Annotated in this window: 18 protein-coding genes; 11 read left to right on the forward strand and 7 right to left on the reverse strand. The window is 70.3% G+C overall.

All coding sequences use genetic code 11. The features are described 5' to 3' along the window. Positions 1–8: 8 nt before the first annotated feature. Entirely contained in the window at positions 9–566 is a 558-nt protein-coding gene (locus tag MYF83_RS13045; RefSeq protein ID WP_248960621.1) for a GTP-binding protein, read from the forward strand. A gap of 40 nt (positions 567–606) precedes the next feature. Here MYF83_RS13045 and MYF83_RS13050 read toward each other — a convergent pair whose 3' ends face one another. Both MYF83_RS13050 and MYF83_RS13055 read right to left on the reverse strand, forming a co-directional pair. Beyond that, positions 607–1,566, reverse strand: coding sequence for an SIS domain-containing protein (locus MYF83_RS13050; protein ID WP_248960544.1), 960 nt, complete (start codon positions 1,564–1,566; stop codon positions 607–609). Next, the gene (locus MYF83_RS13055; protein WP_248960545.1) at positions 1,563–2,684 is read right to left on the reverse strand and encodes a hypothetical protein; all 1,122 of its coding nucleotides are present in this window, start codon (positions 2,682–2,684) and stop codon (positions 1,563–1,565) included. The genes MYF83_RS13050 and MYF83_RS13055 overlap by 4 nt, the downstream gene beginning before the upstream one ends. A 207-nt stretch (positions 2,685–2,891) precedes the next feature. Here MYF83_RS13055 and MYF83_RS13060 point away from each other — a divergent pair, with 207 nt between their 5' ends. Genes MYF83_RS13060 through MYF83_RS13075 form a run of 4 tightly spaced genes read left to right on the forward strand, consistent with a single transcriptional unit; the run spans position 2,892 to position 6,828 of the window. Continuing rightward, positions 2,892–4,028: a polyamine ABC transporter substrate-binding protein gene (locus tag MYF83_RS13060; protein ID WP_248960546.1), complete on the forward strand. Its 1,137-nt coding sequence runs from the start codon at positions 2,892–2,894 to the stop codon at positions 4,026–4,028. 10 nt (positions 4,029–4,038) lie between these two features. Further along, positions 4,039–5,001, forward strand: a complete 963-nt coding sequence (locus MYF83_RS13065; RefSeq protein WP_248960547.1) for an ABC transporter permease — start codon at positions 4,039–4,041, stop codon at positions 4,999–5,001. Beyond that, positions 4,994–5,767 carry an ABC transporter permease gene (locus tag MYF83_RS13070; RefSeq protein WP_248960548.1) on the forward strand — a complete coding sequence of 258 codons (774 nt, stop codon included), beginning with the start codon at positions 4,994–4,996 and terminating at the stop codon, positions 5,765–5,767. Before MYF83_RS13065 ends, MYF83_RS13070 begins: the two co-directional genes overlap by 8 nt. Then, on the forward strand, positions 5,764–6,828 hold the full coding sequence (locus tag MYF83_RS13075) for an ABC transporter ATP-binding protein (RefSeq protein WP_248960549.1): 1,065 nt from the start codon (positions 5,764–5,766) through the stop codon (positions 6,826–6,828). Before MYF83_RS13070 ends, MYF83_RS13075 begins: the two co-directional genes overlap by 4 nt. A 2-nt stretch (positions 6,829–6,830) precedes the next feature. Here the strand turns inward: MYF83_RS13075 and MYF83_RS13080 are convergent, their stop codons facing one another. After that, the gene (locus MYF83_RS13080) at positions 6,831–7,442 is read right to left on the reverse strand and encodes a TetR/AcrR family transcriptional regulator (RefSeq protein ID WP_248960550.1); all 612 of its coding nucleotides are present in this window, start codon (positions 7,440–7,442) and stop codon (positions 6,831–6,833) included. Between the two features lie 132 nt (positions 7,443–7,574). Between MYF83_RS13080 and MYF83_RS13085 the strand changes: the two genes are divergently transcribed. From MYF83_RS13085 to MYF83_RS13110, 6 genes are all read left to right on the forward strand, one after another. Then, positions 7,575–8,858, forward strand: coding sequence for a glycosyltransferase (locus tag MYF83_RS13085; RefSeq protein ID WP_248960551.1), 1,284 nt, complete (start codon positions 7,575–7,577; stop codon positions 8,856–8,858). A 70-nt stretch (positions 8,859–8,928) separates the two neighbouring features. Further along, positions 8,929–10,359: an aminobutyraldehyde dehydrogenase gene (locus MYF83_RS13090; RefSeq protein WP_248960552.1), complete on the forward strand. Its 1,431-nt coding sequence runs from the start codon at positions 8,929–8,931 to the stop codon at positions 10,357–10,359. A 260-nt stretch (positions 10,360–10,619) separates the two neighbouring features. Next, a complete protein-coding gene (locus MYF83_RS13095) occupies positions 10,620–13,790 on the forward strand; it encodes a sensor histidine kinase (protein WP_248960553.1) in 3,171 nt (1,056 codons plus the stop codon). Beyond that, positions 13,787–14,209, forward strand: coding sequence for a roadblock/LC7 domain-containing protein (locus MYF83_RS13100; protein WP_114028917.1), 423 nt, complete (start codon positions 13,787–13,789; stop codon positions 14,207–14,209). Before MYF83_RS13095 ends, MYF83_RS13100 begins: the two co-directional genes overlap by 4 nt. 61 nt (positions 14,210–14,270) lie before the next feature. Next, positions 14,271–14,732, forward strand: coding sequence for a DUF742 domain-containing protein (locus MYF83_RS13105; protein ID WP_372500143.1), 462 nt, complete (start codon positions 14,271–14,273; stop codon positions 14,730–14,732). Then, positions 14,713–15,309, forward strand: coding sequence for a GTP-binding protein (locus tag MYF83_RS13110; protein WP_248960554.1), 597 nt, complete (start codon positions 14,713–14,715; stop codon positions 15,307–15,309). Before MYF83_RS13105 ends, MYF83_RS13110 begins: the two co-directional genes overlap by 20 nt. 132 nt (positions 15,310–15,441) lie before the next feature. On the opposite strand, the gene MYF83_RS13115 is transcribed toward MYF83_RS13110, so the two are convergent. The 4 genes from MYF83_RS13115 to MYF83_RS13130 are packed head-to-tail and all read right to left on the reverse strand — an operon-like array spanning position 15,442 to position 18,847. Then, the gene (locus MYF83_RS13115; protein ID WP_248960555.1) at positions 15,442–16,218 is read right to left on the reverse strand and encodes an ABC transporter ATP-binding protein; all 777 of its coding nucleotides are present in this window, start codon (positions 16,216–16,218) and stop codon (positions 15,442–15,444) included. A 9-nt stretch (positions 16,219–16,227) separates the two neighbouring features. Next, the gene (locus MYF83_RS13120; RefSeq protein ID WP_248960556.1) at positions 16,228–17,094 is read right to left on the reverse strand and encodes an ABC transporter permease; all 867 of its coding nucleotides are present in this window, start codon (positions 17,092–17,094) and stop codon (positions 16,228–16,230) included. Next, positions 17,091–17,864 (reverse strand): ABC transporter permease, encoded by a 774-nt coding sequence (locus MYF83_RS13125; protein WP_248960557.1) that lies wholly within the window; start codon positions 17,862–17,864, stop codon positions 17,091–17,093. Before MYF83_RS13125 ends, MYF83_RS13120 begins: the two co-directional genes overlap by 4 nt. Beyond that, on the reverse strand, positions 17,861–18,847 hold the full coding sequence (locus MYF83_RS13130; RefSeq protein WP_248960558.1) for an ABC transporter substrate-binding protein: 987 nt from the start codon (positions 18,845–18,847) through the stop codon (positions 17,861–17,863). Before MYF83_RS13130 ends, MYF83_RS13125 begins: the two co-directional genes overlap by 4 nt. Positions 18,848–19,079: the final 232 nt, after the last annotated feature.

The following is a 19,079-nucleotide window of genomic DNA, read 5'->3' on the forward strand; positions in this document are numbered from 1 at the left end:
GCCCCGCGCTGACGTCGACGAAGATCGTCGTCGCGGGTGGGTTCGGCGTCGGCAAGACCACCTTTGTGGGAGCGGTGTCGGAGATCCTCCCGCTCACCACCGAGGCGGTCATGACCGACGCCAGCGCGGGCATCGACGACCTGGGTCTGACCCCGCACAAGACCACGACCACGGTGGCGATGGACTTCGGCCGGCTCTCGCTGGACCAGGACCTGATCCTCTACCTGTTCGGCACGCCCGGGCAGCACCGGTTCTGGTTCATGTGGGACGACCTGGTCCGCGGCGCGATCGGCGCCGTCGTCCTGGTCGACACCCGGCGCCTGGCCGACTGCTTCCCGGCCATCGACTACTTCGAGGAGGCCGGGCTTCCCTTCGTCGTGGGCATCAACGGCTGGGACGGGCACTACCCGCACGTCGAGCAGGAGGTCCGCGAGGCCCTCACGCTGGCGCCGCACATCCCGATCGTGCGCACCGACGCGCGCTCCAGGGACGCGGTGAAGTCCACCCTGATCACGCTCGTGGAGTACGTCCTGACCCTTAGATCGGCGTACGGCCGCACCAACTGACCGGCCCGCGCGGCCGAGCCGATCGGCCGAGCCGACCGAGCTAACCGGCCGAGCCGGCCCACCACGTCGCCGCGACCAGCTCGGCGACCAGGGTCTCCGTCAGCAGGGCCACCTCGGGGTCGCCGTCGCCCGCGTACCTGAGAGCGCGGGCGCCCTGCACCGTGCCGCCGACCGCGAGCACGGTCGAGCCGCGCTGCCGCACCCACTCCATGGCCTGCTCGTCGTAGCGCGATCCGGGGAACAGGACGGCCCGGTAGTCGAGGGTCTTGGTCAGGTACACGTCGACGTGCGCCCAGTCGCCGGTCTCGCACGCGTCGGCGGGGCGCCGCGGCCCTTCGCGGAACATCAGCGCCGACTGCTCGGCCGAGGACAGCCGTTCGGCGGGCGCGATCGTGTAGACGCCGTGCGGCCCGGAAAGCAGTTCCAGGACGTCGGCCAGCCAGGTGCCCCTGCGGTCCAGCAGGTCGCCGGTGGCGTCGGCGGCGCGGCGCACCAGCCCGGGGAGGTCGGCCTTGACGCCGGTGAGCCGTGCCTGCAGGGCGAGGAGCAGCGCGAGCGTGTGCTGGAACGTGCGGCAGGAGACGCCGCCGCGTTCCTCGCCCGCCACCATGTCCACCACCAGGTCGGCCCCGAGGGTGACGGGGGAGCCGGGGGTGTTGGTGAGCGCGACGATCGGCGACCTGCCGTGGTGGCGCTCCAGCGCGTCCAGGGTCTCCCGGCTGGCGCCGGTGGCCGAGATGGCGACGACCAGCGTGCCGGGCGCGGGCGGGTGGCCGAGCTCGGCGGAGGCGTACTCGGCGACCGCGTCGACGCCGGCGGCGCGCAGCCGCAGCGCCGCCACCCCGGCGGCGTAGCGGGAGCTGCCCATGCCGAGGAAGACGACCCGCCGGGGGTTCTCGGGCAGCCCGTCGAACGGGTCCCCCTCTTCCAGGGCGGTGGCGAGCGCGTCGAGCGCCGCGGGCTTGGCTTCCAGGTCGGCCAGGTAAAGCTCGGGGTTCACGCGATCTCCTCGGCGGGGGGTGGGACGGTCTCGACGGCGGCGGGGTGCGGCCGCGGGTCGCCGGGGAAGCGGCTCCGCAGCACGCCCATGGGGGCGTAGCGCCAGCGGGGCAGGTGCCGCGCGGCGTAGATCAGCTCGCGGCACTCCTGCTCGATCTCGAACGGCGCCAGCAGCGACTCCTCCAGCAGCGCCGGCCTGCCGTGCGCGGCAAGCCCCTCGCGGTAGGCGCGGAGCAGGACGCCGCGCGCGGTGGCGGCCCAGGCGAGCGCCCGCGCCGGGTCGGCGTCCCGGCGGCGGATCGCCACCTGGGCCACGTGCTCGAGGCTCGTGCGGAGCTGGGAGAGGTCGCGGGCGGCGGGCTGGAACGGGTCGGCGCCGGCGACCGTGGGGTTGCCGTCGAAGTCGATGACGGCGTACCCCTCACGCCAGCGGAGCGTCTGGCCGACGTGCAGGTCGCCGTGGATGCGGATCAGCGGTGTGGCCTCCACGCGGCCGAGGGCCTCCAGCAGGCCGGACAGGGTGCGCGCGTGCCCGGCGAGCCAGGCGCCGTCCTCGCCATCGGTGAGCGCGAGCGCCTCGGCCAGAGCCTGCCCGGCGCGCGCGGCCCACGCCTCGCCCGGACTTGCGGTGCGCACCGGGTCGGGGAAGTCCGGCGAGGGGGTGGCCATCGCGGCGTGCAGGTCGGCGGCGAGCCGTCCGAGGTCTGCGGCGAAGGCGGTGCGCCCGGCCACGGCCTCGTCCACGCACCACTCCCAGCCGTCCGTGGCGTCCGGCAGGTAGGCGGTGACCAGGGCGACCAGCGTCTCGGTCCCGCCGGGCGAGGGCGCCGACAGCGCGGCATAGGGCAGGGCGGTCGCGGTGAAGCCGACCGCCGTCAGGTGGGCGAAGATCTCCGGTGCGGGCTGGGGGAGCGGCGGGGGCGGGGTGAGCCACTTGACGACGACCCGCTCGTCGACGACCACCGAACGGTTGGTCTGGTCGACGTCGAACCCGCGTTCACCGGCCGTGGCCTCGATGGGCGGAAGTGGGTGGAACCGCACGACCGTGTGATTCCCCGGCACGCCCGCCCCCTGGGACAGGGCAGCGACCAGCGCCGCGGTCGCGCCGTCCCCGGCCACCGGCGTATTTCCGTGCGACGCGGGGCCGTGAGGATCTGTTGAACTCGGATTCAACTCAGGTACCAAACTACGAGCTAACAATGTCCGGGAAAGTCTTGCTCATGTTGATATGTGCTGCAACACTCCTGATTTGGTCTGCCGTGCGAAGGTCAGGCACTGCGGTCTCTCTCGTACCACAGAACCTTGAGAACCTAAGGAGTAGCGGCTGTGTCCCGAATCCGGTACACCCGTCATCTACCGGCTGCCACGGTGGCCGCCGGCCTTGTGCTTGCCCTCGCGGCGTGTGGCGGTAGCAGCTCGACCAGCGCCGACGGCGCGGCCCCGAGCGCGGCGGCCGAGCAGCTCAACCCCAACGCCGATCTGAGCAAGCAGTCGCTCACGATCACGATCTGGGACGGCTACAGCCCGAAGGACCTGGCCGACCAGGTCAAGAAGAAGCTGGGCTTCGAGCTGAAGACCGCCATCCACGACACCAACGAGACGGCGATGGCGAAGCTGACCGCCAACGCCGACAGTGGCATCGATGTGGCCTTCGTCTCCGGCCAGTACGCCCAGGCGCTCAACGAGCAGGGGCTGCTCGAGCCGCTCCACTCCGAGCTGATCCCGAACCTCGCGAACCTCTACCCCGAGGCCGCGCAGCTCTCCTTCGACAAGGGCAACAAGTTCTCGGTCCCCTACACCTGGGGCACGACGGGCATCTGCTACCGCACCGACCTGGTGAAGACTCCTCCCACCAGTTGGAACGATCTTCTTAACCCGTCAGCGGACCTCAAGGGCAAGGTCACCATGATGACCACCGAGCGCTGGCTCGCGCTTCCCGCCCTGAAGCAGCTCGGCCTCTCCATCAACACCACCGACGACAAGCAGCTCGCCCAGGCCAAGGACCTCCTGCTCAAGGCCAAGCAGGGGGGGATGCTCTACGACGACACCACCTTCGGCGCCAAGCTGGAGAAGGGCGAGGCCGCCCTGGTCGAGGCGTGGGACGGCTGGTGCCCGACCACCAACCCGAAGATCAAGTTCGTGGTGCCCAAGGAGGGCAGCGACCTCTGGTCGGACACCATGGTGATCATGAAGACCTCCAAGAACAAGGAGGCCGCGCACGCGTTCATCAACTACATCCTCGACCCGGCGGTCCACAGCTGGGTGGGCGAGAACATCCTGTACAAGGTGCCGAACAAGGCCGCCATGGACCTCCTGATCAAGAACAACCAGGATCTCCTCGCCAAGAACACCCCCCTGCAGATGACCCCGGCGGAGCTGCTGAAGGGCGAGTCCATCGTCGACCTCGGCGAGGCCTCCACCAAGTACACCCGCCTGGCCACCGAGATCTCCGCCAACCAGTGACGGTCTCGCGTTGACTGCCAAGCACGACATCGCACCACCCGGCGCACCACCCGGCGCACCACCCGGCGCGCCGGCCGGCCCCTCCACGGGCCGGCCGTCGCGCCGGAGCCGTGGCCTCGGGACGGCCGCCGCCCGCCTGGCGTTCCTCGGCCCGGGGCTCGGCTATCTGATCGTCCTGCTGCTCGTACCACTGGCCCTCGTGCTCAGCTACACCGTCTTCCGGAGGGGACGGTTCGGCGGGGTGGTGTACGAGTGGACCCTCGAGAACTTCACCCGGCTGTTCGATCCTCTCTATTTCGACGTCGTCCTGAGTTCGGTGAAGACCGCGACGCTGACCACTCTGGCCGCGCTGCTCATCGGCTACCCGACCGCATACGTGATCGCCGGGCTGCCGCGCAAGTGGAAGACCATCGCGCTGATCGCGGTCGTCATGCCGTTCTGGACCAACTTCCTCATCCGGGTCTACGCCTGGATCATCCTGCTCAGCGGGCCCGGCCTGGTGAACGAGGCCCTCACCGGCATCGGCCTGATCGACAAGCCGCTGCAGCTGCTCTACAACCAGGGCACGATCGTCACCGGCCTGCTCTACTCCTACCTGCCGCTGATGATCCTGCCGCTGTACGCGGCGATCGAGCGGCTGGACCCCCAGCTCCGGGAGGCGTCGGCCAACCTGGGGGCGCGCCCGGCCCGCACGTTCTGGTCGGTCACGTTCCCACTGACCGTTCCCGGGGTCCTCACCGGGTGCGTCTTCGTCTTCGTGCCGTGCCTCGGGAACTTCGTCATCCCCGAGATCCTCGGCGGCGGGCGCTCGATCATGGTGGGCAACCTGATCAGGGACCAGTTCCTCAAGGCGCGCGACTGGCCGTTCGGCTCCACGCTCGCGCTCGCGGTGATCGCCGTGCTGGTCGTGCTGCTGTTCCTGCAGGCGTGGGCCTCGCGGGTGTACGGCGGGACGGAGGGACGTCGTGCCTAGGCGGCGGCTGATCTACGTGCCCTTCTGGGCCACCTACGTCTTCCTCTACACGCCCATCATCGTGCTCGTCGTGATGTCGTTCAACGCCGGCAAGTCGCCGTACGTCTTCGAGGGCCTGAGCCTGAAGTGGTACGGCGAGCTGGCCGGGAACGACACCATCAGGCAGGGCCTGGTGAACACGCTGATCGTCGCGGTCGGCACCACGGTGCTGTCCACCGTGCTCGGCACGCTGCTGGCCGTCGGCATGGCGCGCCACACCCGGTCGCGGCTGCTGGACGCGCTCGGACTGCTGCCCGCCGTCCTGCCGGACCTCGTCCTCGCCATCGGCCTGCTGGTGTTCTACGCGACGATCAAGATGACGCTCGGGCTGCACTCGGTGATCCTCGCCCACACCGTCTTCGGTATGGCCTTCGTGGCCGCGGTCGTGCGCACCCGGCTCACCCACGCCGACACCTCGCTGGAGGAGGCCTCCCGCGACCTCGGCGCGTCGCCGCTCGCGACCTTCACCCGCATCACGCTGCCCACCCTGGCTCCGGGCATCGCGGCGGGGGCGCTGCTGGCGTTCACCTTGTCCATCGACGAGTTCGTCATCGCGTTCTTCACCGCGGCCCCGACCGAGCCGACCCTGCCCATCGTCATCTATTCGATGGTGCGCTTCGGGGTCACCCCAGAGATCAACGCGCTGGCGACGATCCTGCTCGCGGTGAGCTTCACCGTGATCATTGTCGCCCAGCGGATGACCCGACTGACGGAGTCCCTGTCATGAGTGCTGTTCCCGAGGCCCCTGCCGTACCGCAGACACTGGTGGGCATCGAGGGCGTCTCCCGGCGGTTCGGCGACGTGGTCGCCCTCGACGACGTCTCCCTGGACATCCGCCAGGGCGAGTTCTTCGCCCTGCTCGGCCCGAGCGGCTGCGGCAAGACCACGCTGCTGCGCATCCTGGCCGGGTTCGAGTCGCCCGACGCCGGCACCGTCACCCTCGACGGCGCCGATCTGCTGTCCCGGCCGGCGCACCGCCGGCCGGTCAACCTCATGTTCCAGTCGTACGCGCTGTTCCCGCACATGAGCGTCGCCAAGAACATCGCCTACGGGCTGGACCGCGAGCGGCTGCCCCGTGCCGAGGTCAAGGCCCGGGTGGCGGAGGTGCTGGAGACCGTCGGGCTCGGCGAGCAGGCGAACCGCCGGCCCCACCAGCTCTCAGGCGGCCAGCGGCAGCGGGTAGCGCTCGCCCGGGCCATCGTCAAACGGCCTCGCCTGCTCCTGCTCGACGAGCCGCTGTCGGCGCTGGACAAGAAGGTGCGCGCCGAGATGCAGCTGGAGCTCAAGCGCCTCCAGCACGAGGTCGGCATCACCTTCGTCGTGGTCACCCACGACCAGGAGGAGGCGATGTCGCTCGCCGACCGCATCGCCGTCATGCAGTCGGGACGGGTCCAGCAGATCGACGAGCCCGTGCGGCTGTACGAGCGGCCCGGCACGCCGTTCGTGGCCGGCTTCATCGGCGCCAACAACCTCTTCGAGGGGACGGCCACCGGCGACGGCCTCGCCGTCCCGGGCCTCGGCACGCTGCCCGCGGTGGGCGGCCCGGGGGCGGGCGCCCCGGCCCTGCTCGGCGTGCGGCCCGAGTCGCTGCGGCTCGGCGAGACCGGCATCCTCAAGGGCGTCGTGGCCGACGTGAGCTTCTACGGAGGCGTGTCGCACATCGCGGTGCGGGTGCCCGGCCACGACGGCCCCATCCTGGTCGCCGCCCAGGGGCCGACCCGCGTCCAGGCCGGCACCGAGGTCGGTCTGGGCTGGTCGGCCGCGGACGCCGTGCTGATCGCCAGGTGAGGTCAGTGGGCGGATTCCAGCGTGTTGCCGGTGACGGTCCTGGCGTAGCTCATTATGAGCTCCGCCGCCTCGTCGGGGCCGATCACCGGATGCCGCGCGGTGATGCGGTAGCCGTAGGCGTCCTCCAGCGCGACCAGGTTCCGGGAGATCGTCAGCGAGTCCCCGACGAGCGTGAACACGCCGAGCGCCGCGCCGGTGTCCAGGATCGACTGGTACATCGCCACCTGGCGGTCGTAGAGGGTGGTGAGCAGGACGGCGTACACCCTGTTGCGCGCCGCCGCGCCGCCCAACTCGTTGAGCAGCCGCACGCCCGGGTCGTCCGGCCCCACCGGCAGGCCCGTGCGGATCGTGACCACCAGCTTCTCGACGGGGTCGCTGGACCGCGCGATGCGCTTGACGCGCAGCTCGTAGAAGCGCTCCATGCCGGCGTGGTGGGCCTCCACCAGAAGCTCGCTCAGGTCGGGGTAGTGGTACAGCACCGCGCCCGACGACAGCCCGGCCTCCTCGGCGACGTGGTTCAGGTGCACGCCCTGGGTTCCGTGCCGCAGGATCGCCCGGCGGGCGGCCTCGATCAGGTCGACCCGCCGATCCGCCCGGCTCTTGCGCGAGCTCATGCCAGCCTCCCTCTGCCCCACTTGTTGAAGATGGAGTCTAAAGTCCTATATCCGCCTGCGGCCATGAAACCTGGCTTTTGACCGGCCGGCCCGCAGATATTTGAATCGTTCTTCAATTGCGATGGAGTACCGATGGCCACCATTCTGTTCATGCCGGAGAGCGCCTACGGGCCGACCAACAACTGCGTCGGCATCGGCGACATCCTGCGCCGCCGCGGGCACCGCGTGGTGTTCGCCGCCGAGGCGTCCTGGAAGGGCAAGCTGACGGCGCTCGGCTTCGAGGAGGACCTGGTCGACCTCGCCCCGCCGGCCGAGGAGGAGCAGGACGCGGGCCAGTTCTGGAAGGACTTCATCCGCGACACCGCCCCGGAGTACCGCAAGTCGACCCTCGAGCAGCTCGAGACCGTCACCAAGCCGATCTGGGAGGCGCTCGTCGACGGCGCCAAGTACTGCGAGCCGCAGCTACGGGCGATCATCGAGCGGGTGAACCCCGACGTCATCATCGAGGATAACGTCCTCACCTTCCCCGCCCTGGTCACGGCCGGCAAGCCGTTCGTGCGCATCGTCTCCTGCAACCCCCTGGAGGTCCCGGGCGAGGGCATCCCGCCGGTGTTCAGCGGCCTGCCCGCCGCCGACCGCGGTGAGTGGGAGGCGTTCCGCGCCGAGTACGACCGCACCCACCGGGAGATCTGGACGGCCTTCAACGAGTGGGTCGTCGAGCAGGGCGCCCGCCCGCTGCCCGAGCTGGAGTTCATCCACGAGGGCGACCTCAACCTGTACGTGTTCCCCGAGATCGCCGACTACACCGAGGCCCGCCCGCTCGGCCCGTCGTGGCACCGCCTGGACTCCTCGGTCCGCGAGACCGACGACGCCTTCGAGCTGCCGGCCTCGCTGGCGGAGCGGGATGGCGCGCTGGTCTACTTCTCCCTCGGCTCGCTCGGCTCCGCCGACGTGGAGCTGATGCAGCGGGTGATCGACGTGCTCGGCGCCACGCCGCACCGCTTCATCGTCTCCAAGGGGCCGCTCCACGAGGACATCAAGCTGGCCGACAACATGTGGGGCGCGGAGTTCGTGCCGCAGACCAAGATCATCCCGATGGTCGACCTGGTCATCACGCACGGCGGCAACAACACCACGACCGAGGCCCTGCACTTCGGCAAGCCGATGATCCTGCTCCCGCTGTTCTGGGACCAGTACGACAACGCTCAGCGGATCGACGAGCTGGGATACGGCGTGCGCCTGTCGACCTACGGCTTCGCCGACGGGGAGCTCACCGGCGCGCTCGACCGGCTCCTGTCCGACACCGGCCTGCGGGACCGCCTGGCCGAGGCGGGCGAGGAGATCCGCCGCCGCGACGGCCTGCGCAAGGCCGCCGACCTCATCGAGGAGACGGCCACTCGCGCGGCCTCCGCCTGAAGTCCCGTCCAGCGCCGGTCCCCCTCCCGCCCGCCGGCGGGGGGACCGGCGCCGCCGAGAAGAGAGCACTATGAACAGGACCCCCGTCAATCCCGCCACCGGCGAGCCGCTGGCCGAGGTGCCCGACACCCCGCTCCAGGAGGTGGCGGCGGCCGTGCGAGAAGCGCGGGACGCCTACGGGCAGTGGTCGCAGGCGTCGCCCGGCGAGCGCGCCCGGGCGCTGCTGCGCCTGGCCGACCTGGTCGAGGCCGACGCCGAGGAGCTGACCCGCCTGGAGGTGGCGGAGACCGGAAAGCCGGCGACGGTGTTCCGGGACGGGGAGCTGCCGTTCGCGGTGGACAACCTGCGCTTCTTCGCGGGCGCGGCGCGGTCGCTGGAGGGGACGGGCGCGGGGATCCTGAGCTCCGGCTACACCTCGGTGCTCGTGCGCCGCCCGGTGGGCGTGGTGGCCTCCATCGCCCCCTGGAACTTCCCGCTGGTCATGGCGGTCTGGAAGCTCGGCCCCGCGCTCGCCGCGGGGAACGGGGTAGTGATCAAGCCGGCCCCGCAGACGCCCGGCACGACGCTGCGGCTGGCCGAGCTCGCCGCCAAGGCGGGCTTCCCCGACGGCCTGGTGCGCGCCGTCACCGGCGACGCCGAGGTGGGGGAGGCCCTGACCGGCGACCCGGGCGTCGACATGATCAGCGTGACCGGCTCGACGGCGACCGGCCGGTCCATCATGCGGCGTGCGGCAGGAGACCCGGCCGCCGCCCGGTCCGGCCTGAAGCGGGTGCACCTGGAACTGGGCGGCAAGGCCCCCGCGCTGGTGTTCGCCGACGCCGACCTGGCGGAGGTGGCCAGGGGCGTCGCCATGGGCGCGACGTACAACACCGGCCAGGACTGCACGGCGGCGACGCGCGTCTACGCCGAGCGGGAGGTGTACGCCGAGACGGTGGAGGCGCTGCGGGAGACGTTCGCGGGCATCACCACGGGCGACCCCCTGGACCCGGCGACCGACATCGGGCCCCTCATCTCGGCGGGCCACCGCGAGCGGGTGCACGGGTTCGTCGGGCGCGCCGTCGCCGAGGGCGCCCGGGTGGTGTGCGGCGGCGCCGTCCCGGACGGGCCAGGCTTCTTCTACCCGCCCACGCTGATCACCGGGGCCGGCCAGGGGAGCGAGATCGTCCAGGGCGAGCTTTTCGGGCCTGTGATCGTCGTGCTGCCCTTCTCGGGCGAGGACGAGGCGGTGCGGCTCGCCAACGACACGCCTTACGGGCTGGCGTCTTCGGTGTGGTCACGCGACGTGGCCAGGGCGCTGCGGGTGTCCCACCGGCTGGACGTGGGCGTCACCTGGATCAACGACCACCTGCCGATCGCCTCGGAGGCGCCGCACGGCGGGGTGAAGGGCAGCGGGTTCGGCAAGGACATGAGCCAGGAAGCGGTCCAGGAATACTCCGTGACCCGGCATCTGATGATCAAACATGCGCCGTCCGAGGCCCGAGACGGTTTTCGTCCCGCATAGTTACGGAAGCGAGTTGACGGTTTTATCCAGGTAAGTATCAATTCGATGTTGTTTGTCCGGGCGTGTTCTGTTGGCCGATCTACTAGGGGTGTGCTCCAATTACCATCGCCTGATGGATGTCTCGGACGTCTCATGCGCCTCGCGCGTGACGTACCCCCCTGCACGCCAGGCTCGGTGAGAGGTTGCGAAAACCAGTGAGGACACAAGACCCCCGAGGCGCCTCGGGGAGAAACGGCCGTGTGGAGAGGTCCGAGCCGTCCATGGCGCGTACGCCCAAAACCGGAAGCCGGCTCCTGCTCAAGAACTGGCGCGTCCGATCACGGCTGATCGCCCTCATCATCATCCCGACGATCGTCGGCGTGATCCTCGGTGGGGTGCAGCTCACCAACGCCATCGCCACCTCCTCTGAGTACCGCCGCCTCACGGAGGTGGCGACGCTCGTCCAGAAGATCGACACCCTCGTCCACGAGGTGGACAGGGAACGCGACCTCACCGCCTGGTACCTCGCCGACGGCCGCCGCCAGGCGCGCCTGAGGAAGGTCCGGGCCCAGCAGGCCATCGTCGACCAGGTCAGAGATCCGGTGCTCAGCGCCGTGTCCACCCTCGACTCCTCCCACACCGCGCGTGTCCGCGCCGAGGCGGAGGAGATCCGCCGCTGGCTCGAGGGCCTGCCCGGCCTGCGCACCCGTATCGCGAGCGGCGTGCCCCCGCGAGCCGCGCTCGGCATCTACTCCAAGATCATCACGGTCCTCGGGTCGATGCAGAGCGAGCTGGGCGCCACCGGCAGGGACCAGCGCCTCTTCGGTGACAGCATCGCCCTCGGCGCGCTCAGCCGCGCCAAGGAGGAGGTCTCCCGCCAGCGAGGCCTCATGACCGTCGGCCTGGCCACCCTCGGCACCTTCGGCGGCGGGTTCGACTACGACGACTTCGTCGACTTCCCCGGCTCCTGGAGCCGCCAGCAGAGCGAGACCGCGACCTTCCTGGCCGAGGCCACGCCCGCCGACGCCAAGTTCTACAACGACAACGTGCGCGGCCAGCAGGTCGACAAGGCCGACTGGATGCGCGCCCTGGCGCTGGCCCAGCTCCGGCAGTTCAAGGAGATCCAGGACCTCGACCCGATCCGCCGCGACGACACCACCATCTGGTACACCTCCACCTCGGCCGTCGCCGACCGCATGCGCAAGGTCGAGGAGCGGCTGGTCGGCTCGGTCGTCCAGCAGAGCCAGGCGCTGCAGGAGGAGGCACAACGCCAGGCGGTCATCTCCGGCGGCCTGATCCTGGTCCTGCTGCTGCTGGTCCTGATCGTCACCGCCGTGGTCGCGACGTCGCTGACCCGGCCGCTGCGCCGCCTGCGCGCCGAGGCACTGGAGATCGCCGGCAGCAGGCTGCCGGAGACCGTCCAGCGGCTGCGCGAGAGCGGCGACGCCTCGGGAAGCACGGATGTCGTGCCCATCGGCGTCAACTCCCGAGACGAGATGGGAGAGGTCGCCCGGGCCTTCGACGAGGTCCACCGCGAGGCGATCCGCCTGGCGGGCGACGAGGCCCGCCTGCGCAGCAACGTCAACGCGATGTTCGTCAACCTCTCCCGCCGCAGCCAGACGCTCGTCGAGCGCCAGCTCAGCCTGATCGAAGGCCTGGAGCAGGGCGAGCAGGACGAGAACCGGCTCGGCAACCTGTTCAAGCTCGACCACCTGGCCACCCGCATGCGCCGCAACAGCGAGAACCTGCTGGTCCTCGCCGGGCAGGAGACCGCGCGCCGGTGGAGCCAGCCCGTGCCGCTCGTCGACGTCGTGCGCGCCTCGCTCTCGGAGGTCGAGAACTACGAGCGCGTCGACGTCAAGGTGCAGTCCACCACGGCCGTGGTCGGGCAGGCCGTCAACGACGTCGTCCACCTGGTCGCCGAGCTGGTGGAGAACGCCATCTCCTTCTCCCCGCGGGAGACCAAGGTCGACGTCTCCAGCAACCGCGTCGACGGCGGCGGCGTGATGATCTCGATCAGCGACAGCGGCATCGGCATGACCGACGACGAGCTCGCCGAGTCCAACTGGCGGCTCGCCAACCCGCCCGTCGTCGATGTGTCGGTGTCCCGGCGCATGGGCCTGTTCGTCGTCGGCCGTCTGGCCCTGCGCCACCGGATCAAGGTGCAGCTCCGGCAGCAGGACAGCGGTGGCCTGACCGCCATGGTGCTCGTGCCCGAGGCCCTGCTGGCCACCCAGGGAGCCCCGAAGATCCCCGGCATGCCGTCCGCGGAGACGGCCGGGGCGGCGGCGGGCAACGGCCAGTTCGGCATGCCAGGCCAGGCGTCGCCGTTCGGCGCCGGCGCCTTCGGCGCGCCGAGCGGCTTCGAGGCGCCCGCCTCGCGCGGGATGCGCGCCCCGGTCTTCGGAGCGGACGACCCCGGCGTCCACGCCGCGCCCGGCCCGCTGAACCGCGGGCCGTTCGAGCGAGGGCCGTTCGAGCGCGACCCCTTCGAGCGCCCACCGTCGGCCACCCGCGACCCGTTCGAGCGCCCGGCCGCGAACCAGGACGCCCGGTTCGGGATGCCGCCCGATGGGCGTGGCTCCGAGCCCGGCCCGTTCGGGCAGGACGGCTCCGCCGAGGAAGACCCGTTCGACCGCTACTTCGACCCCAACCCGCCGATCGACACCCCGTGGCCGGCCGACGTCCCACCCCCCGGCTCCGGTCCCGGCGGCGGCGGGGTTCCGTCGTGGTCCTCCGACCTGGCGAACCAGGACACCGCCTCGTGGCCCGCCGTGCCGTCAGCGGCCGGCGGCCACACCGGCCCCGTGACGGGCGCCGCCCCGATGACGGGCGGCTCCGCGGGGCCGATCACGGGCGGTGGCCCGGCCGGTCCGATGACCGGTGGTTCGGCCGCCGAGGCGCCGAACCGCTCGTTCGGGGCGAGACCCGATGACCACACCGGCCCGCTGCCGGTCGTCCACAGCTCGCCGCTGGACGAGTCGGAGGAGTTCCTGCCGATCTTCGCGGCGGTCGAGTCCGACTGGTTCCGCCGTACCGACCTGGAGCCGGCTCCGCGCGAGGCCGTGGCCCGGCCCGTGGAGGAGCCGCTGCCATCGGCGGAGTTCGAGGCCGAGGAGGCCGTCGCGGCCGAGCCGGCCGAGAGCGGGGGCTGGTCCTCCCCGGCCGACGCGGGCTGGCAGGCGGCCCGGGCGGCGAGCGACCCCTCGCTGGGTGGCATCACCCCCTCCGGCCTGCCCAAACGGGTGCCCAAGGCCAACCTGGTGCCCGGGTCCGCCGAGACCGGGCCCTCGGTCTTCACCCCCCAGCCCTCCATCTCCCCTGACCGCGTGCGCAGCCGGTTGTCGAGCTTCCAGCAGGGCGTGCGGAAGGGGCGGGCCGTCGCCCGCGGTGAGCAGGACGACGACTTTTCCCCCAATTGGAACGTTGAACGCAACAAGGAGGACTCGTGAGGGAGCTGAGCCAGGCAGCCCGTGGAGTCAACTGGCTTATCACTGACTTTGTGAACAACGTCCCCGGCGTGGCTCACACGGTCGTGGTGTCGGCCGACGGGCTGCCACTGGCCTTCTCTGAAGGCTTCCCCAAGGACCGGGCCGACCAGCTCGCGGCGGTGGCCGCGGGACTGATCAGCCTGACGCAGGGCGCCTCCCGGGTGTTCGAGGGGGGAGCGGTCACCCAGACCGTGGTGGAGATGCAGCGGGGCCTGCTGCTGATCATGTCGGTCAGTGATGGGTCGTGTCTTGCCGTGCTGGCCGCCGCCGACTGTGACATGGGTCTGGTGGCGTACCAGATGACGTTGTTGGTGGAGCGTGCCGGTCAGGTTCTGACCCCGGCTGTGCGTGCCGAACTGCAGGCGTCCCAACCGAGGTGAGGTGCCGATGACAGGAGGACGTTGTGGCACGCCACGGCTGGGCCGATGACAGGAGGACGTTGTGGCACGCCACGGCTGGACCGATGACGGTGATCCGCTGAGCGGCGGATCACCGTACCCGCCGACCGAGGACGCCCGCCGATACTCCGGCGCGGCGGCCCCTCTCCCAGTGCCGGAACCCGTGGAACGCAGTTCCCTGGTCCGGCCATATGCCATGACCGGGGGGCGCACCGCCCCCAGGACCTCGCTCGCCATGGAGGCGCTCGTCTCCTCCTCCACGTCCCCACACCAGGATCTGTCGACTCTCACTCCGGAAAAGCAGGCGATCAGCACGCTGTGCCGCCAGGTACGCTCGGTCGCCGAGATCGCCGCGATGCTGCGCATGCCTCTTGGCGTGGCCCGCGTCGTGATCGCCGACATGGCGGCCGAGGGCCTGGTCCAGGTGCACCACCCGCAGCTGGAAACGGGTAAGCCGGACCTCAACTTGCTCGAAAGGGTTCTCAGTGGACTTCGCAGGCTCTAGCCGCGGCGCGGCGCTGACGTCGACGAAGATCGTCGTCGCGGGTGGGTTCGGCGTCGGCAAGACGACTTTCGTCGGTGCGGTGTCGGAGATCGTCCCGCTCACCACCGAGGCGGTCATGACCGACGCCAGCGCGGGCATCGACGACCTGGGTCTGACGCCGCACAAGACCACGACGACCGTCGCCATGGACTTCGGGCGCGTGTCGCTCGACCAGGACCTGATCCTCTACCTGTTCGGCACGCCCGGGCAGCACCGGTTCTGGTTCATGTGGGACGACCTGGTCCGCGGCGCGATCGGCGCCGTCGTCCTGGTCGACACCCGGCGCCTGGCCGACTGCTTCCCCGCGATCGACTACTTCGAGGAGGCGCAGCTCCCGTTCGTGGTCGGCATCAACGGCTGGGACGGGCAGTACGCGCACTCCGACGAGGAGGTCCGGGAGGCGCTGACGCTGGCCCCGCACATCCCCCTTGTGCGCACCGACGCCCGCTCCCGCGACTCGGTGAAAAGGACGCTCATCGCGCTCGTGGAGCACGCTCTCACGATGCGCGTGGCGGTCCCCGGCTGGGGAGGACGCTGAGCCCCCTGGCCGGCGGCCCCCGGAGGTGACCTCGCCTCAGGCGGGACGTTCCTCAGGCAACACGAAGGCGACTCCCGCCTCAGGCCGGAGCCGCCTTCGTCATACGCGGCCGGGAAGCGCCCGGATGGATCTCTAGGCCCCGGGCACCTGGTCCTTGGCACGCACCAGCCGGCCCACCTCGGCGCGCAGGTGCACGAACGCCGGAAGCTCCCGGGTCGCGATCTGGTCGCGCGGGGACGGCAGGTTCACCGACAGCTCGCCGGCGACCCGAGCCGGCGACTTCGACAGGACGACGACCCGGTCACCGACGTACACGCTCTCGTCGATGTCATGGGTGATCAGCAGGATGGTCATGCGGTGGTGCTCGCGCACCCGCAGCACCAGATCCTCCAGATCCTCCCGGGTCTGGGCGTCCACCGAGCCGAAGGGCTCGTCCATGAGCAGGAGCGAGGGCCGGTAGGCCAGCGCGCGGGCGATCGCCACGCGCTGCTGCATGCCGCCTGACAGCTCCCACGGGTACTTGCCGGACGCGGCCGACAGGCCGACCGCCTCCAGCGCCTCCGCAGCGGCCGCGCGGCGTGCCGCGCGGTCCTTGCCGCGACGGCGCAGCGGCAAGGCCACGTTCTCGCCGACCGACATCCAGGGGAACAGCGACCTGCTGTAGTCCTGGAAGACGACGGCCAGGTCGCCCGGCGTCTCCGCGACCGCGGCGTCCCGGATGCGGATCTGCCCCTCGGTGGGCTGGATGAGACCGGCGATGGAACGCAGCAGCGTGGACTTCCCGCAGCCGGAGGGTCCGACCACGCACACCAGCTCACCTTCGGCGACCTTCAGGTCGATTCCGCCGAGGGCCTGGTGGGCGTTGGGTCCCTCGCCGTACGTATGACGCAGGTTGACGACATCGAGCACGGTGGTTCCTCAGGTTGTCTGCCGGGCTTGCCGGTGCCAGGAAAGGACGCGTCGTTCCACGAACAGGAAGGTCGCGTTCAGTACGTAGCCGAGGAGGCCCAGCAGCACCACGCCTCCCCACATCCCGGATAGGTCGAAGCTCTGCTGCTTGTACTGGATAAGGAAGCCGATGCCGTTGGTGGACCCGACCAGCTCGGAGACCACCATCAGGATCACCGCCATGGACAGGCTCACGCGCATCCCGGCGAAGATCTTGGGCGCCGCGGCCGGCAGGATGATGCGGAAGAACCGCTGCGACCTGCTCACCCCGAAGACCTGGGCCGTGTCGGCGTAGAGCCGGTCCAGGTAGCGGGCGCCGTCGATGGTGTTGATCAGGATGGGCCAGACCACCGTGTAGACGATCGTGGCCAACTGCATCGGCGTGCCGATCCTGAAGATGATGATGAACAGCGGGATGAGCGCCGGAGGCGGTACGGCTCTGGCGAACTCCGCGATCGGGTTGACGTAGTCGAACAGCGTCCTGGAGCGCCCGAGGGCGATGCCGAGGACGATGCCGAGGACGCAGGCGATCGCCCAGCCGCCGAACAGCCGCCCGAGGCTCGGCAGGAAGTTGTCGGTCGCCTCCTCGGTCAGGAAGAGGTGGCTCGCCGGTCCCGACAGCCACAGCTCGTGCATGCGCACGACGATCTGCGACGGCGGCGGGAAGTAGACGGACTCCGCCTGCCGGGTGCCGGCCTCCCATGCCACGATGACGACCGGGATCAGCCATACGCGGGTGAGCACCGCGGCGAACGCGCGGCGCCAGGTTCCGGACGACCGCGCGGTGGACGGGCCGCCCGCGCCGCGGAGGTCCTCAGGGGCGGTGGTGACGCTCACGTGGCACCTCCGGCCTTCACCACATGCCACCGGAACGCCCATCGGTGCGCACGCACCAGCAGGGCATTGGCGGCGAAGCCCAGGACGCCGGTCCAGACCGTGGCGGCGAGCACCAGGTCCGTCCGGAAGCCGGCCTGGGCGCGAATCATGTAGGCGCCGATGCCGTCCGATCCTCCGGCGAGCAGTTCGGCGCTGATGGTGACGATGAGGGCGATGGACGTGGCCACCCTGACCCCGGTGACGACGAACGGCGCCGCGCTGGGCAGCGACACCCTGCGCAGCACGGCGAGCTTTCCGAACCCGAAGCTGCGCAGTGTCTCCTTGGCCAGCGGGTCGACGTCGCGCAGTCCGTACATGGTGTTGATGAGCACCGGCCAGAGGGCGGCGTAGACGACCACCGTCATCTTCACCCCGTGGTCCCACGGCAGTAGGAACGTGACAAGTGGGATCAAGACGATGGAGGGGATCGGCCGCAGGAACTCGACCAGGGGCCGCGCCGCCAGGTCGGCCTTGGGCAGGCTGCCCAGCAGGATTCCGAGGGGCGCGGCGACCACCACGGCGATGAGCAGGCCGCCTCCCCACACAAGGAGCGTCCCGCTGATGTCGGACAGGAAACGCGGGTCCACCAGCAGTTCGGCCGCGCCCGCGAGCACGGCCGACATCCTCGGCAGCAGGACGGGGTCCACGACGCCGGATCTGCCGATCAGCTCCGCGACGGCCAGAAGGCCCGCGACGCCCACGACGCCGCGGACCACTCGAGCGTTGATCATTGAGGCAGCGGGACCAAGAGCGGAGCCACGTCCAACTTGCCCTTGAGGTAGCCGAACTCCTGCATCAGGTCGGCGACCCGCTGGATCCGCGTCGCGCTCAGGGAGGTGGGGAAGACGCCGAGGTTCATGACGGCGGCCACGTCCGGCTTGATCTGGGTGTAGTTCGGCAGGACCTTCTCAACGGCCTTCCGGTCGGAGGCCGCGACCTGCTGCGCCTTCAGGATGGCCCGCTGGAAGGCCGCCATGGTCTTCGGGTACTTCTTCACCCAGTCGGCGCTGCTGACCCAGCCGGCGATCGGGAAGTCGGCCATCGAGCCGGTCATGGTGTCGGCGATCTTGCGGGCGCCGGCCTCGCGCTGCACGTTGGTGAGGAAGGGCTCGGTCAGCCAGGCGGCGTCGATGTTGCCGGACGCGAGCGCGGCCGGTGCCTCCGGGAAGGCCAAGGGGGCCCACTGGACGCCGGTCTTCGGGTCCAGCCCCGCGGTCTTCAGGGTGGCCCCGACGGCGAGCTGCCCGATGCTGTTCAGGGAGGCGATGGAGACCCGCTTGCCCTGGAGGTCCTTCACCGACTGGATCTTCGAGTCCTTCTTCACGACCAGGTCGAAGATGTCCTGCTTGGCCTGGTAGGCGTCGGCGATGATCCGGAGGTCGGCGACCTTGGTCTCGGTGGCCGACATGACGCCGAAGTAGGCGACGGCCGCCACGTCCAGGCTGCCGTTGGACAGCTTCGGCAGTGCGGCCACGGTGCTCGGGGTGATCTCGGGCTTGACGGTCAGCCCTTCTTCTTTGAAGAACCCGCGTTCCTGCGCGATGTAGACCGCGGAGTGGTCGGCGATGGCGGATACCGCGACCGCGATCTCCGTCTTTTCGAGTCCGCCGGCGTTCGCGGATGACGTCGAATCGGTGTTCGAGTTTCCGCACGCCGCGAGTGCCAGGGTGGCCAGCGCGCCGACGATGAAGGTACGACCCCTAAGGCTTCTCATCTGAGGTGTCCTTTTTAGTTGTGAGGGGAAGAGTGCCTGTGCCGCCTCTGGGGAAGGCATGGTGGCACGGCGAGCGTGAAGCCTAGCGGAGGAAGATCTGGGCTTACAGAAGTAAGAGTCCTATGTCATCGAAGTCGTAAAAAAGTCCACTTTAGTGTGATATAGGGCATTTAGACTGCTCTGGTGAGTTGGAACGCTGTAACAGCGAGCTAGACGGCATGGTGACCCTCCG

The sequence above is a fragment of the Sphaerisporangium perillae genome, assembly GCF_023276435.1.
Lineage (GTDB): Bacteria > Actinomycetota > Actinomycetes > Streptosporangiales > Streptosporangiaceae > Sphaerisporangium > Sphaerisporangium perillae.

What these genes read in the sequence shown, in the direction of transcription:
- MYF83_RS13075 (WP_248960549.1), top strand. Translation starts at nt 5,764, where the DNA reads ATGAGTGCTGTTCCCGAGGCCCCTGCCGTACCGCAGACACTGGTGGGC.
- MYF83_RS13085 (WP_248960551.1), top strand. Translation starts at nt 7,575, where the DNA reads ATGGCCACCATTCTGTTCATGCCGGAGAGCGCCTACGGGCCGACCAAC.
- MYF83_RS13090 (WP_248960552.1), top strand. Translation starts at nt 8,929, where the DNA reads ATGAACAGGACCCCCGTCAATCCCGCCACCGGCGAGCCGCTGGCCGAG.
- MYF83_RS13130 (WP_248960558.1), bottom strand. Translation starts at nt 18,847, where the DNA reads ATGAGAAGCCTTAGGGGTCGTACCTTCATCGTCGGCGCGCTGGCCACC.
- MYF83_RS13095 (WP_248960553.1), top strand. Translation starts at nt 10,620, where the DNA reads ATGGCGCGTACGCCCAAAACCGGAAGCCGGCTCCTGCTCAAGAACTGG.
- MYF83_RS13080 (WP_248960550.1), bottom strand. Translation starts at nt 7,442, where the DNA reads ATGAGCTCGCGCAAGAGCCGGGCGGATCGGCGGGTCGACCTGATCGAG.
- MYF83_RS13125 (WP_248960557.1), bottom strand. Translation starts at nt 17,864, where the DNA reads ATGATCAACGCTCGAGTGGTCCGCGGCGTCGTGGGCGTCGCGGGCCTT.